General features: G+C 57.1%; 13 protein-coding genes. 9 read left to right on the plus strand and 4 right to left on the minus strand.

Annotated features, from left to right (window positions below; genetic code table 11):
• Window positions 1–10: 10 nt before the first annotated feature.
• From FCN80_RS07075 to pitA, 4 genes are all read left to right on the plus strand, one after another.
• Entirely contained in the window at window positions 11–1,018 is a 1,008-nt protein-coding gene (locus FCN80_RS07075) for a taurine ABC transporter substrate-binding protein (RefSeq protein WP_136989399.1), read from the plus strand.
• Between the two features lie 41 nt (window positions 1,019–1,059).
• Window positions 1,060–2,436 (plus strand): allophanate hydrolase, encoded by a 1,377-nt coding sequence (locus tag FCN80_RS07080; RefSeq protein WP_136989401.1) that lies wholly within the window; start codon window positions 1,060–1,062, stop codon window positions 2,434–2,436.
• A complete protein-coding gene (locus FCN80_RS07085) occupies window positions 2,433–3,242 on the plus strand; it encodes an ABC transporter ATP-binding protein (RefSeq protein ID WP_136989403.1) in 810 nt (269 codons plus the stop codon). Before FCN80_RS07080 ends, FCN80_RS07085 begins: the two co-directional genes overlap by 4 nt.
• A 251-nt stretch (window positions 3,243–3,493) precedes the next feature.
• Window positions 3,494–4,999, plus strand: a complete 1,506-nt coding sequence (gene pitA, locus FCN80_RS07090) for an inorganic phosphate transporter PitA (RefSeq protein ID WP_136989405.1) — start codon at window positions 3,494–3,496, stop codon at window positions 4,997–4,999.
• Window positions 5,000–5,030: 31 nt separating this feature from the next.
• On the opposite strand, the gene uspB is transcribed toward pitA, so the two are convergent.
• Complete coding sequence (gene uspB / locus FCN80_RS07095) at window positions 5,031–5,366, minus strand: universal stress protein UspB (RefSeq protein WP_136989407.1); 336 nt, start codon at window positions 5,364–5,366, stop codon at window positions 5,031–5,033.
• 617 nt (window positions 5,367–5,983) lie between these two features.
• Between uspB and uspA the strand changes: the two genes are divergently transcribed.
• Entirely contained in the window at window positions 5,984–6,427 is a 444-nt protein-coding gene (gene uspA / locus FCN80_RS07100) for a universal stress protein UspA (RefSeq protein ID WP_136989408.1), read from the plus strand.
• 66 nt (window positions 6,428–6,493) lie between these two features.
• Here the strand turns inward: uspA and FCN80_RS07105 are convergent, their stop codons facing one another.
• Both FCN80_RS07105 and prlC read right to left on the minus strand, forming a co-directional pair.
• Window positions 6,494–7,255, minus strand: coding sequence for a class I SAM-dependent methyltransferase (locus FCN80_RS07105; protein ID WP_230492539.1), 762 nt, complete (start codon window positions 7,253–7,255; stop codon window positions 6,494–6,496).
• 2 nt (window positions 7,256–7,257) lie between these two features.
• On the minus strand, window positions 7,258–9,300 hold the full coding sequence (gene prlC / locus FCN80_RS07110) for an oligopeptidase A (RefSeq protein WP_136989410.1): 2,043 nt from the start codon (window positions 9,298–9,300) through the stop codon (window positions 7,258–7,260).
• A 147-nt stretch (window positions 9,301–9,447) separates the two neighbouring features.
• On the opposite strand from prlC, the gene FCN80_RS07115 reads away from it, so the two are divergent.
• The 3 genes from FCN80_RS07115 to yddG all read left to right on the plus strand — a co-directional run bounded on the left by FCN80_RS07115 (window position 9,448) and on the right by yddG (window position 11,414).
• Window positions 9,448–9,870, plus strand: a complete 423-nt coding sequence (locus tag FCN80_RS07115) for a DoxX family protein (RefSeq protein WP_136989412.1) — start codon at window positions 9,448–9,450, stop codon at window positions 9,868–9,870.
• Between the two features lie 153 nt (window positions 9,871–10,023).
• Window positions 10,024–10,503: a helix-turn-helix domain-containing protein gene (locus FCN80_RS07120; RefSeq protein ID WP_136989414.1), complete on the plus strand. Its 480-nt coding sequence runs from the start codon at window positions 10,024–10,026 to the stop codon at window positions 10,501–10,503.
• 8 nt (window positions 10,504–10,511) lie between these two features.
• Window positions 10,512–11,414, plus strand: a complete 903-nt coding sequence (gene yddG / locus FCN80_RS07125; RefSeq protein ID WP_136989416.1) for an aromatic amino acid DMT transporter YddG — start codon at window positions 10,512–10,514, stop codon at window positions 11,412–11,414.
• Between the two features lie 90 nt (window positions 11,415–11,504).
• On the opposite strand, the gene FCN80_RS07130 is transcribed toward yddG, so the two are convergent.
• Window positions 11,505–11,945 carry a universal stress protein gene (locus FCN80_RS07130; protein WP_170975333.1) on the minus strand — a complete coding sequence of 147 codons (441 nt, stop codon included), beginning with the start codon at window positions 11,943–11,945 and terminating at the stop codon, window positions 11,505–11,507.
• Window positions 11,946–12,400: 455 nt separating this feature from the next.
• Between FCN80_RS07130 and FCN80_RS07135 the strand changes: the two genes are divergently transcribed.
• Entirely contained in the window at window positions 12,401–13,426 is a 1,026-nt protein-coding gene (locus FCN80_RS07135) for a methyltransferase (RefSeq protein WP_136989420.1), read from the plus strand.
• The last annotated feature ends 400 nt before the right edge of the window (window positions 13,427–13,826 follow it).

Here is a 13,826-nt window from a genome sequence, read left to right on the forward strand (position 1 = left end):
AGAACCTGCGATGAAAAAGCTTATCACCGCCGTCACCTTGATGCTCGGCGTCATGTCCGCCGCCAAGATCTATGCCGCTTCGCCGGAACAGATCAATGTCGGTTATCTGGGATTGGTGAATGCCGAATTGGTAACCAAACACCTCGGTTTAATCGGGAAACATATCCCCGGCGCCCAAATACATTACGTCAAACTGGACGGTGGCGGCGATATGCTGCGCGCCATGGCCGGCAATCAGGTGGACTTTGGCGTTCTGGGCAACCCGCCGGCCACTATCGGTATGACGCGCAACCTGCCGTTTAAGGGAATCATGGTTTTCGACGTACTGAATACCATCGAAGGCATGGCGGTGCGCGATTCAGCCAATATCCATTCTATTCACGATCTGATCGGCAAACGCGTCGCCGCGCCATTTGGCACGACCACGCATTATCTATTGTTGCAGGCCCTGAAACAGGCCGGTATTAAACCCAGCCAGTTGACCATTCTCGATTTGTCGCCCACCGATATTGTGGCGGCCTGGGGACGCGGCGATATCGATGCCGCCTGGTTCTGGGAACCGGGTCTGAACAAAGTGGTGCAAAACGGCGGCAAAATCCTGATGTATTCCGGTGAAATGGCCAAAAAAGGCTATCCTACCTGGGATATCGGCCTGGTCATGAATGACTTCGCCAAAAAATACCCGGACGATGTGCGGAAATTCGTCGCCGCCGAATGTGAGGGTATTGATTATTGGCTGAAAAATCCGGATGACACCGCCAAAATCATTGCCGAGGAACTGTCCATTTCCCTGCCGGACGCCACCCGGATGATGAAAGGCGTGAAAGTGGTGCCCTGCGCGGAGCAAACCGGTCAGGACTATTTGGGCCATACCGGTCGGAAGGGCCGCTTTGTGGATACGCTGGAATCCACCGCTCAATTTTTGGTCTCTCAGCAGCGTCTGCCGGCCGTGCTGCCCCGCGCGCAATTCGCCGCCTATCTGGACCCGTCCTGGCTGGAAAAACAGTCCTCGCATTGATCATGCGCCGTATTTAACCCTATGGAACAAGGAACACGACAGTGATAACGGGTCCGCTATATCTGTCCGCGCTGCGCCAGGCCTACCTCGCGGGAACCTTGCGGCCACCTGAATTGATTGATCAGATCGATGACCGCATCGAGGCCGCCGGACGGGATGATGTTTGGATAAGCCGGCGGCCGCGCGAGGAAACCCGCCGGATGGCGCAGGAGTTGGCGCGGCATTCGCCGGACTCACTGCCGTTTTACGGTATTCCGTTTTCGGTTAAGGATAATATCGATGTGCGGGGGTTGCCGACCACCGCCGCATGTCCGGGTTATGCCTACCATCCCGAACGCTCCGCGCCGGTGGTGGAGCGCCTTGAAGCGGCCGGGGCGATTTGTATCGGCAAAACCAATATGGATCAGTTCGCCACCGGGTTGACCGGAGTGCGTTCTCCTTACGGCGCCTGCGGTTCGGCTTTCGACGCAGAGATGATCGCCGGCGGTTCCAGTTCGGGTTCAGCGGTATCGGTGGGACTGCATCAGGTCTGCTTTTCGTTGGGGACCGATACCGGCGGGTCCGGTAGGATCCCCGCCGCGCTGAATAACGTCGTTGGTTTAAAACCCACGGTGGGGACACTAAGCACCCGCGGTATCGTTCCTTGTTGCCGCACCCTGGATTGCCCGTCGGTTTTCGCCCTATCGGTGGGGGATGCGTTGGCGGTCGCCCGGCAAATTTTCCAACCGGACCCGTCGGATCCCTCCCTGCGCGACGATGCGTCGCGAGCCGATTTCGCGCAACACACGCATAACGGCGCCTGGCGCCTGCTGGCCCCCCGCGACGATCAATTGGAATTTATCGCCAACCCCGACGGCGCCGAACTGTTCCGGCAAAGCCTGGAGGCATTGGCGGGTATGGGCTGCGGGATAACGCGCATCGATTTTCAGCCTTTTATCGAGGCCGGCAACCTGGTGTTCGAGGGTCCCTGGATAGCCGACCGTTATGCCGGAATCGGCGATTTTGTTAAACAGCACCCGCAGCAGGTTTTACCCGAAATCGTTGCGGTAGTGGATAAAAGCCGGCAATGGTCCGGAGCGGACGTTTTCCGTGGCCTGGAACGCCTGAGCCAACTGAAAGCCCGTACCCGCGCGCTGTTCGGCGCCGACGCCGTTCTGGCGCTTCCCACCGTCGGGCCGCTTTACAGCATTGCCGATATCCGGGCCGATCCTATCGCGCGCAATACCCATCAAGGCCGGTATTCCTATTTCTGCAATATCCTCGATCTTTGCGCGCTGGCGGTGCCCGCCGGATTTTATCCCTCGGGACTGCCGTTTGGCATGACGTTGTTCGCTCCCGCGTTCCACGACGGACGGATTGCCGGCCTGGCCGGCGCCTGGTTGGACAAGCGGGCGATTTCTCCGGGAGTTCCCCAATGATTAAACGTTTCAATGCCCATCGCGGCCGTATCGTTTTCCAGGATGTCGCCGTTACCTACACCTTGCGCGGCGTTAGCCACAACGCCGTGGCCGCCACCAACCAGACCGTCGCGCCCGGCGAATTCGTCTGTCTGCTGGGGCCCTCCGGTTGCGGCAAGTCCACGCTGCTCAATTGCGTCGCGGGATTTATCGCCCCCACGACCGGACGGGTGGAAGTGGACGGCGAGGCCATAACCGCGCCGGGACCGGATCGCGGCATGGTCTTCCAGCAGCATTCGCTGTTTCCCTGGAAAACCGTCCGGGAAAACATCGCCTACGGCCCCCGAATCGGCGGACACGGCGAGCACAAGGCCCTGGCCATCGCGGACAAATTTCTCTCCATGATCGGTTTGACCAAATTCGCCGATAGCTATCCCGCCGCCCTATCCGGCGGCATGCAGCAACGGGTCGGCATCGCCCGCGCCCTGGCCAATTATCCCAATGTGTTGTTGATGGATGAGCCTTTCGGCGCGCTGGATGCGCAAACACGGCTGCTTATGCAGGAAAATTTGCTGGCTATCTGGCAGGAATTCCGTATCACCGTGTTATTTGTCACCCACGATATCGACGAAGCGATTTTCCTGGGCGACCGCATACTGGTGATGAGCGCCTCGCCCGGCAACATTATCGAAGAACTTAAGGTCAGCCTGCCGCGTCCGCGCAAGCTGGACGATATGGCGGGTCCCGAATTTCTCGCCCTGCGTCACCGCTGCCTGACGCTATTGACCCGGGAAAGCCGCAAAGTTTTCGAAGCAAAAGATGACTGAATTCATCCCCCCGTTTGCGCCGCGGTTTGCGGTGAGGGTTTTCACCGCCCGCCGTATCTCCGACCGGCGTGGGTTTCGCTTGGAACACCGTGAGACGTTAAGCATAATTTATTGTTATACAACGCCTAAAATTAAACAACACGAAGCACTTGCAGCAAAAATGTCATAAAAAGTACATTTTTTGCTTTTCCCATGCCCCCGTTGTCGCAGATAATGCGCCCCGTTCATATCCAATAAATGGCCTAACTTTTATGCTGCATCTGTTTACCGGCCTCGAATTCCATACCGGTCTTTTATTGATTCTTGCGCTTATTTTCGTACTGATCTATGAAGCCATCAACGGCTTCCACGATACCGCCAACGCGGTGGCGACGGTTATCTATGCCCGGGCTCTGCGCGCCCGGTTGGCGGTCGGCATGTCGGGCGTGTTCAATTTCTTCGGCGTGGTGCTGGGCGGGCTGAGCGTCGCTTACGCCATCGTCCATCTGCTGCCGGTGGATCTGCTGCTAAACGTCGGTTCCGCCCATGGTCTGGCCATGATGTTCTCCATGCTGTTGGCGGCCATACTCTGGAATTTGGGCACCTGGTACTTCGGCCTGCCGGCATCCAGTTCCCATACCCTTATCGGCGCCATCATCGGCATCGGTCTGACCAATGCGTTGCTCACTCACAGCTCGGTGGTGGACGCCCTCAATATCCCCAAATTGGTGGAAGTCTTCCTGTCGCTGATCATTTCACCGCTGGTGGGCCTGATTCTCGCCGGGATCCTGGTCTCGTTGCTGCGCCGCTACTGGAGCGGCACCCCGAAACGTCGGCGTATCCATCTGACGCCGGCCGAACGGGAAAAGCAGGACGGCAAGCGCAAGCCGCCGTTCTGGACCCGCACCGCCCTGATCGTATCGGCGGCCGGCGTCAGTTTCGCTCACGGCGCCAACGACGGCCAGAAAGGCATCGGCCTGATTATGCTGGTTCTGATTGGCGTGGCCCCGGCGGGTTTCATGGTCAACATGAACGCCGCTCCCTATGATATCGCCCGAACACGGGACGCCGTCGCCAACCTTCAGCCCTTTTTCCGGCAGCACCTGGCATCGCTGCCGCAGGTGGAAGACGTTACGCCGCCGTCCACTCCCGCCCCGCAAGCGGATTCGCCCAAGCCGGCCGTCACCTTTTTTCATTGCGATAACAACCGGGCGCTGATCGCTATCAACCAGACGCTGGATCTGCTGGATAACCTGCAAAGCTACGATCAACTGCAACCCGCCGAGCGTTCCCATGTGCGGCGGCTATTGATGTGCATCGCGGATTCAACGGACAAGCTTATCGCCCTGCCGCAGGTCTCCGGGGATGACAGGCGCCTGATGATTAACTTGCGCAAGGATTTGCTGGAGACCGTGGAATATGCCCCGCTCTGGATTATCACGGCGGTCGCGCTGGCGTTATCCATCGGCACCATGATCGGCTGGCGCCGGGTGGCCACCACCATCGGCGAAAAGATCGGTAAAAAAGGCATGACCTATGCCCAGGGACTCTCCGCACAAATGACGGCGGCGGTGTCTATCGGCATCGCCAGCTATACCGGCATGCCGGTATCCACCACCCATGTGCTGTCCTCGGCGGTGGCGGGCACCATGTTGGTGGACGGCGGCGGCGTACAAAACAAAACGGTACAGAATATCCTGTTGGCCTGGGTACTCACCCTGCCGGTGGCGGTGGTGCTCTCAGGGTCGCTGTATTGGCTGTCGCTGCAATTGATCTGACCCGCCGGTTTGCCAGATGGCCGGGGCGGATTCAATGCCAAATCGCCAGGCCGACCAAACTGATGACGATCAGTCCGCATAAGGCGCTGGTCAGGATGAATTGCCGGCGCACCCGCTCGCAACGGCGGATAAATTCCTGATCGTGGTGATCGAGATAACGTTGCGCATAGATATACCGTACCAGCCGCAACTGTTTGCTGGGCTGACCATGGGCGGTGAAAAATCCGCTGCCGTCGACATACTGATAGAGCAGCGGATCACAGCCGCGCAGGACAATCAGCAGTGCCCGTAACGAAGAGTAGTAACGCGCCATATTGATTACGCAAACGACGCATAAAGCCCAGAAAAGCGCAACGGTGTTGATCATAACCCCTCCCCGGCGACACGAACCGTATCAAATCCCCCACCGGCGGATAGATAGCGATTGCGCCCGATAACAACTCACCACAGAGCTGAACTAGCCCACCCCAAAATTGATATATCCGAGATTGGATTGACGCACTAACAGTATTATGTAGCCTCTTTAACAATGAGGGCCTCAATATTGAGTGTAGAAAAAGTTTGTCAAAAGAAAGCAACCGAAGCGACAAAAATCACGCAAGTTTAAAAAAATTCAGCTATCGACGCCGATAGACCCGAGACATCGCCGGTTATCGCCTCATGGGCGAATGAAAGCGGTTAGGGCATCTATTTTAGATACATCGCCTCGCATCGCGGCGGCAACTGAGCGAAGGCCGCCAACCAAGAGGCAACGTGAAGTATGACGAGTATATTCAATATTGTGATTTAACCATCATTGACAGGGGGGCGCCAATAAGGAAGAGTGATGACATACGCCGTTTGCCGGTGGATATGCGGACCGGCGTGATCTCCGCATCACTCTGCGGGCCGTGGAAAATGCTAAACTCGAAGTGTCACAGGCAGGAAGGAAGAGATACCGCGTCGCAACAAGCTAACGAGTGACATTTTGCAAGGAGTCTGATCATGTCTTACAAACATATACTTATCGCCGTCGACCTCTCGCCGGAAAGCAACATCCTGGTGGAAAAAGCCGTATCGATGGCCAAGCCTTACAACGCCAAGATTTCTCTGATCCATGTCGATGTCAACTACTCCGATCTCTACACCGGCTTGATTGATGTCAATCTGGGCGATATGCAAAAACGCATATCCGACGAAACCCAGAGCGCGTTGAAGCAGTTGTCGCAAAATGCCGGCTATCCCATTACCGAGGTGCTGAGCGGCAGCGGCGACCTGGCCCAGGTATTGGTGGATGCCATTAATAAGTACGATGTTGATTTGGTATTGTGCGGCCACCATCAAGATTTCTGGAGCAAACTGATGTCCTCGGCGCGTCAATTGATCAATACCGTACATGTGGACATGCTGATCGTTCCGCTGAACGACGAAGACGTCTACGAAGAATAGCGCCACCGGGTCATATCCGCCCTTCGTCCATCGCGGGCGAAGGGCGTCTCTTTCGTTGGCCCCGCGTCAGTCCGGCACTGACAGCGGCGTATACAGGTCGAAGCGGTGGTTTTTGGTGGTTAAGTGCGCCTGGGCGGCGATACCGCCCAGCGGCGGCGCGTAATCCGGGCGTTTAACCACCACACGCCGCGTGGCCAGCAAACGGGCCGGCGCCAGTAGCTGCCCCGCGTCCTCGTCGCTGCCCACCAGCGTCTGAAATACCCGCATTTCCTTTTTTACCAGCGCGCTTTTCGGCCGATGGGGAAACATGGGGTCAAGATAGACCACTTCCGGGCGGGGTTGCAGGCCCGGCAGGTTTTCCAGACTGGATCCCGGCAGCAGGCAAAGCCGCTGCCTTAGCCACCCCCCCAGTTCCGGGTCGTCATAAGCCCGCTGCAAACCGTCGTCAAGCAACGCGGCCGCCACCGGGTGGCGCTCAAACATCCGCACCCGGCAACCCAGCGCGGCCAAGACAAAGGCATCCCGGCCCAGTCCCGCCGTGGCGTCCACCACATCGGGCAGATAGTCGCCCTTGATACCCACCGCCTTGGCCACCGCTTCGCCCCGGCCGCCGCCGAACCGGCGCCGATGGGCCGCCTGGCCGCCGACCAGATCCACATAGACGGCCCCGAGCTTGGGCTCGTCCCGCTTAACCAACTCCAGACGCCGCGAAGTTAGCACCAGACCCATGACCGACGCGGCGTCATCCACAAGCCCCCAACGCTCGGCCAGGGCGCGCAACCGCCGCGCATCCACATCCGGCCCGCATTCCAGGCCGATGGCGAACACACTCAGCCCCGGATGCCGTAGTGGCGCAACATGGCGTCCAGTTGCGGTTCGCGCCCGCGAAAGCGGGTGAACAGCGCCATGGGTTCCTCCGAACCGCCACGGGACAGAATATTGTCCAGGAACGACTGGCCGGTTTCGCGATTGAAAATGCCTTCTTCCTCAAAACGCGACCAGGCGTCCGCCGCCAGCACATCGGCCCAGAGGTAGCTGTAATAGCCGGCCGCGTACCCACCGGCGAAAATATGACTGAACGCATGGGGGAAACGGCTCCATTCCACCGCCGGCACGACCGCCACCTGCCGTTTCACCTCCGACAGGGTTTCGAGGATACGCGCGCCCTGCGCCTCGCTGTATTCATAGTGCATGCGAAAATCGAAGAGACCGAACTCCAACTGACGCAGAATGAACAAGGCCGCCTGATAGTTTTTCGCCGCCAGCATTTTATCGAGCAACGCCTTCGGCAAAGGCTCTTCGGTTTGGTAATGGCCGGAGATGAAAGCCAGCGCTTCCGGTCGCCAGCACCAGTTTTCCATAAATTGGCTGGGCAATTCCACCGCGTCCCAGGGCACGCCACTGATACCGGCCACCCCCGGGGTGTCGATGCGGGTCAGCATATGGTGCAAGCCATGACCGAATTCATGGAATAGCGTGGTCACTTCATCGTGGGTGAACAAGGCGGGTTTGCCGTCCACCGGCCGGTTGAAATTACACGTCAGGTAAGCCACCGGTTTTTGCAGGTTGCCATCGGCTTTGCGCAACATGCCGACGCAGTCATCCATCCACGCCCCGCCGCGCTTGTTCTCCCGGGCATACAAATCCAGATAGAAGCTGCCGCGCAGTTCTCCTTGCTGGTCGAACAAATCAAAGAACCGCACTTCAGGATGCCAGGTCTCGACATCGGTCCGCTCTTCGGCGGTCACGCCGTAAATCCGGTTCACGACCTCGAATAAGCCGCTTATGACCCGATGCTCCGGGAAGTAGGGCCGTAATTGCTCATCGCTGATGGCGTACAGAAATTGTTTCTGTTTCTCGCCGTAATAGGTCAGATCCCACGGCTGCAACGCGTGCTGACCATAATGCTCCGCCGCGAAGGCGCGTAATTGCGCCAGTTCCTGTTCGCCCTGGGGGCGGGCGCGTTTTGCCAGGTCGGTTAGAAAATCAAGGACTTGCTGAGGGCTTTGCGCCATTTTGGTGGCCAGGGATTTGTCGGCGAAACTGTCGAACCCCAATAACTGCGCCAGTTCGTGGCGCAATGCCAGAATCTCGCTCATGATCGGGCCGTTATCCCATTTACCGGCATTCGGTCCCTGATCGGAAGCGCGGGTATTATAGGCCCGGTACATGTCCTCACGCAGGGCGGCGTTATCGCAATAGGTCATGACCGGCAGGTAGCTGGGTACGTCCAACGTCAGCAGCCAGCCATCCTGTCCTTTCGCCTCGGCCCGGGCCCGGGCGGCCGACAACGCGCTTTCAGGCATACCGGCCAACAGGGATTCGTCGGTAATGAGCCGGGTCCAGCCCATAGTGGCGTCAAGGACATTGTTACTATAGGCGGACCCCAACTCCGACAGGCGCGCGGCGATTTCACCATAGCGCCGCTGTTTTTCCGGCGGCAGGCCGATACCGGATAATTCGAAATCGCGCAAAGCGTTATCCACCGCTTTCTTGCGCGCCACACTCAATTCGGCGTAGCCGTCGCCGTCGCGCAAACTGCGGTAGGCTTCGTACAACCCTTTGTGCTGGCCGGCCCAGGTGCTGTACTCCGACAGCAGCGGCAAACATTGTTCATAGGCTTCCCGTAACTCGGGGCTATTTTTCACCGCGTTAAGATGCCCCACCGGCGACCAGATACGGGCCAGATGATCGTCGGCCTCGGCCAACGGCTGGCAAAGAGTGTCCCAGCTATAGGGTTCGTCGAGCGCCACCACCCGCGAGACGGCACGCCGGCAGTCGTCCAGCGCGGCTTTCACGGCCGCAACGACATGTTCGGGTTTGATGGCGGAAAACGGCGGCAAAACAAAAGAAGACAGTAATGGATTTGTCATAGCGCGGCCCTGATTATCTTGCATGATTTATCTCAATAACATGAGGCTAACTCTAGCGAAAATCAATGCGGCGAGTTCGGAATTGTCATTGAATATCATTGTTGCTAGTGTAACGATTACTATTTATCTCTATGACAAGGAAAAAAAATGATAACCATACTTAATAGAATGCTCGACAGGCCGGATTTAGGGAAATTCATTTTGCGCCTGGCCTTCGCAGGGATGATGCTGCCCCACGGGATACACAAGATGATGCATGGCATAGACAATATTATCGGCATGGTAGTACATCACGGTATGCCGGCATTCGTCGGTTATGGGGTGTATATCGGGGAAGTACTGATGCCCATCCTGTTGATTCTCGGTATTCTGGTCAGACCGGCGGCGCTGATTTTCTGCTTTACCATGATCTTCGCCTGGCTTATCACCAACCCCGCGGCAATTTTCACTTTCGATAAAGTCGGCGGATGGGGCGTGGAGATAATGGCGGTTTATTTCTTCGCCGGCCTGGCCATGGCGTTTTTGGGTTGTGGCCGAATCAGCATCATGAAGAACCCGGGTTGGCGTTGAGCCGCCGCTGAATGAACCCGTTTCGCGCCGCCGCCGTCAGCGTTTCGCCGTACTGTCGTAGTGCTGTCGTAGTGCTGTCGTACCGCTGTCGTGTCGGCGTGCTCGTAACCCCGGTATCTTGATTATCGCCAACAACCACGAAGGAGGCGAATCATGAGCGAATATCGGATAAAAGCATTAAGACTTTCTCGGGCCTGGTCGCAGGAGCACTTGGCCGAGTTGTCTTCACTGAGCATAAGAACCATACAGCGGATAGAAAACGGCGAGCAGGCCAGTTTGGAAACCCTGGCCGCCATTGCCGCCGCTTTTGATATGGGCGTCACCGACCTTTACGCCGGTCAAGCCGATTCCGGAGAGTGTCAGCAAGCACAAGCCGTCGATGAAAAACTGGCGAAAATCAAACGGCAAATTGCCGCCGAGGCCCGATTTTACCGTCAAATGGGCAGTTATACCGTTATCAGCCTGCTGTTGATGTTTATCAACGCGTGGATAAATCACGGAATTACCTGGTCCGCGGTGATCGTCGCCATTTTGGCCGTATTGCTTATCAATAAGGGGCTGAGAACGTTTGTGATAGATAAACGCATCGATAAGTGGAAAAGAAAAAAAATCGGCCAATTGCTTAACAAATAGACTTTATAGTGAAACTTTTTTCATCCGAAGGCAAAGCGACCCTGGCGGGGTTAACGGCAATTCTGCTCTGGAGTAGCACCATTGGTCTGATACGCAGCGTCAGCGAAGCGCTGGGGCCCATTGGCGGCGCCGCGGTAATCTACAGCGTCAGTTCGCTTTTTTTACTGTTACTGGTGGGGTTGCCCTCCCTGCGCGGTTTCCCCCGCAAGTATCTGCTGGCAGGAGGCGTACTGTTCGCCAGTTACGAGATATTTTTATCGCTGGCGCTGGGTTTTGCCCGCGATCGCACCCAAGCCATCGAAATCGGCATGGTCAATTATCTATGGCCCAGTTTTACCATTGCGCTGGCGGTGGTGTTCAACGGCGAAAAAGCCAACAAATTGCTGTTGCCGGGGCTGCTACTGTGCCTATACGGTATCGGCTGGATTATGGGCGGCGGCGACGGCTGGTCGCCGCAACGCATAGGCGGCAATATTTTATCCAACCCCCTGAGTTACGGCCTGGCGTTCTGCGGCGCGCTGATTTGGGCGGCATATTGCAATATCACCAAGAAATGGGCCGGCGGCAAAGACGGCGTGACGTTATTTTTTCTGCTGACCGCCGCCACCCTCTGGATCCAGTATGGCTTCAGCCAAGAGCGGGGCATGCATATCGATTTGCCGTCCGCCTGGCGCTTCCTGGCGGCCGGCGGCGCGTCGGCGGTGGCTTATGCGGCCTGGAACCGCGGCATCATGCACGGCAACCTGGTGTTGCTGGCCACCGCGTCCTACTTCACGCCAGTGTTATCATCGCTACTGGCGGGTGTGCTGCTCAATACCCGGTTGCAGCCATCTTTCTGGTTTGGCGTGGTCATGGTGACCGCCGGTTCGCTACTGTGCTGGCTGGCCACCCGCCGAAGCGGGCGGCGTTAGAGCCGGTTATTGTCCGGCGGCGCCTATCCGGCTTTTTCATGCCCGCGTCTTGGCGCCCTCGATGCGGGGGAAACAGGCCGCCGTCCTGCCTCAGTGCGAGTAGCTCGGTTCGCGGATCACCGTGACCGGGCACTCGGCGTTATCGATAACCTGCCGGGCCACCGACCCCATCAGCCAGCGTTCGATATGGGAAAAGCCGCGGTGGCCAACGATAATATGGTCGATTTTATGATTCTCGGCGTAATGCAGGATCATGACCGCCGGATTGCCGACCTCCATCTCTTTAACGATGTCGATATCCTGGTATGCGGGGTCACCGTCCATACCGGCGAATATCGCCCCGTAGATTTCCTTGGCATTTTTGATAATCATTTCCGTGGCGGTGCCGCTGCCGAATTGCGGCAATTGACAAACGGATACGATATGCAATCGGGCGCCATATCGCCGGACAAAGTCACAGGCAAAATCCAACGCCTTCTTCGCGCAGTCGGAATCATCATAAGCGATAAGCACATTTTTCACCTCGGCCATGGCTGCCCCCTCTGGTATGCGTCCTATGGACGGTTTTGTCTCCCATGCGCCGATGTTTGACCGACTAACCGGCGGGTCCCGCTTCAGCATACACCCCTGGCGCCCGCAGGGACATGCTACGGGGAGAAACGCCGCGTCGCTTCGCACAAATCGTAAAAGGATATCAATGGGTAATCCTGTCTGAGCGACATTCCGCCCGCGCCGTTGCCGGCAATCAGCCGGTGAGCGGGGGGCATTCGGCAGGGGATGGGGAATTGAACAGCCGGCAGAATGTCATTGCACACCTTCCCGCCAATCTTTTCGCATAATGTGTCCATCGCGGATAACGGGCGGGAAGCATCAATCGGCCGCTCACACTCCGAATACGTCGAGTCGCATCGCGGCGGCAAGCGAGCGTAGCCAATAGGCGACGTGCCGTATGCCGAGACTATCACCTCAAGACCTCTGGAGCAGTTATGGGCAAACATGATCTTTCCGGCGCCGGCAATGTCAACGACGGATTATATTTACTGGAGCAGGCGGCGGGCTATGCCTTCCCGGCGGCGCTCAGGGTGGCGGCCGAGTTGGACATAGCCCATTGCCTGGCGCAGGGTGCGAAAACCGCCGAGGAGCTTGGCGCGGTTCTGGGCATCGACCCAGGCCAACTGCGGCGTATTCTCCGCCTGCTGGCTACCCGGGATATTTTTCGGGAAACCGCCGATCGGCAATTTGTTCTGACGCCGGCGGCGGAGTTCCTCCGTTCCGATTATCCCAATTCCCTGCGCCCGGCGGTGTTAATGCTCACGGACAAAACCCTATGGGATCCGTCGGGACGGCTGACGGAATGTGCGCGCGGCATCCCTGTCTTCAAGAATTTATTCGGTATGCCTTTTTTTGAATATTGGCAACAACCCCATAGGCCGGCGGAGGATTTCCACGCCGGCCTCTATTCCATGTCGGAGGTGGAGAACGCGCTGCTGATTCGCCATTATGCGTTCCCCGCCCACAGCACGGTTGTCGATGTGGCCGGCGGCTTTGGCGGGATGCTATTGCGTATTATGCAAACGCATCCCACCGTGCGGGGTATATTGTTTGATCAGCGGCACGTCCTGCAACGGCATCGACTGGACGAACTTCAAGATACCTCCCGCTGGCAACTGGTCGAGGGGGATTTTTTCCAATCCTGCCCCCGTGGCGATATTTATTTGTTGAAACATACGCTTCACGACTGGGATGACGAGCATGCGATGCGCATACTGGAAAATTGCCGCAAGGCCATGGCGCCCGACGGCAAAGTTCTCATCATTGATAGCGTTATCCCCGAAGGCAATATGCCCCATTTTAGCAAGATAATGGATCTGCTGGTCATGAGTTGTCTGGAAGGCGCCCGCGAGCGCACCGTTGAAGAGCTGGAACACTTGCTGGCCGGCGCGGGATTGCGGCTCAACCAAGTCATTGATACGGGTTTTTATATGCCCATTGTCGAGGCGATGGTTATTTGAACGGGAAGATAACCGGCAACCGATAGGTGTTTATCCTCGCCCGCCAATAGGATAAACGGTTGCTGTTTTTACCGCTGGGCGAGCGGACATCCCTCGTCCGTTCCCCCCTCATATCTAAACAACGATGTCGTTACTGATACTCGTCATACTTCAAGTTGCCTCTTTGTTGGCGGCGCTCGCTCACCCCAGTCACATCGTTAACTCTGCTCCCAAGGACTGACTCGCTTGCCGCCATGATGCAACTCGAATGAATGAGAATATATAATTTTTTTTTATCGCCTTAGCTACATATTCGCTGCTTTACATGGCGGTAATGAATATATCGTATTGTCTTCAATTTCATTTTTTCATTATGGGAGAAAATTTGCCATACAGCAGAAATCATTTCTTGGTTTCTGAA

The sequence above is a fragment of the Martelella alba genome (genome assembly GCF_005217455.1).
Classification (GTDB): domain Bacteria; phylum Pseudomonadota; class Gammaproteobacteria; order Enterobacterales; family Enterobacteriaceae; genus Acerihabitans.

Coding starts and splice junctions, on each gene's coding strand:
- FCN80_RS07075 (WP_136989399.1), top strand. CDS start 11: ATGAAAAAGCTTATCACCGCCGTCACCTTGATGCTCGGCGTCATGTCC.
- FCN80_RS07085 (WP_136989403.1), top strand. CDS start 2,433: ATGATTAAACGTTTCAATGCCCATCGCGGCCGTATCGTTTTCCAGGAT.
- pitA (WP_136989405.1), top strand. CDS start 3,494: ATGCTGCATCTGTTTACCGGCCTCGAATTCCATACCGGTCTTTTATTG.
- uspB (WP_136989407.1), bottom strand. CDS start 5,366: ATGATCAACACCGTTGCGCTTTTCTGGGCTTTATGCGTCGTTTGCGTA.
- uspA (WP_136989408.1), top strand. CDS start 5,984: ATGTCTTACAAACATATACTTATCGCCGTCGACCTCTCGCCGGAAAGC.
- prlC (WP_136989410.1), bottom strand. CDS start 9,300: ATGACAAATCCATTACTGTCTTCTTTTGTTTTGCCGCCGTTTTCCGCC.
- FCN80_RS07115 (WP_136989412.1), top strand. CDS start 9,448: ATGATAACCATACTTAATAGAATGCTCGACAGGCCGGATTTAGGGAAA.
- FCN80_RS07120 (WP_136989414.1), top strand. CDS start 10,024: ATGAGCGAATATCGGATAAAAGCATTAAGACTTTCTCGGGCCTGGTCG.
- FCN80_RS07130 (WP_170975333.1), bottom strand. CDS start 11,945: ATGGCCGAGGTGAAAAATGTGCTTATCGCTTATGATGATTCCGACTGC.
- FCN80_RS07135 (WP_136989420.1), top strand. CDS start 12,401: ATGGGCAAACATGATCTTTCCGGCGCCGGCAATGTCAACGACGGATTA.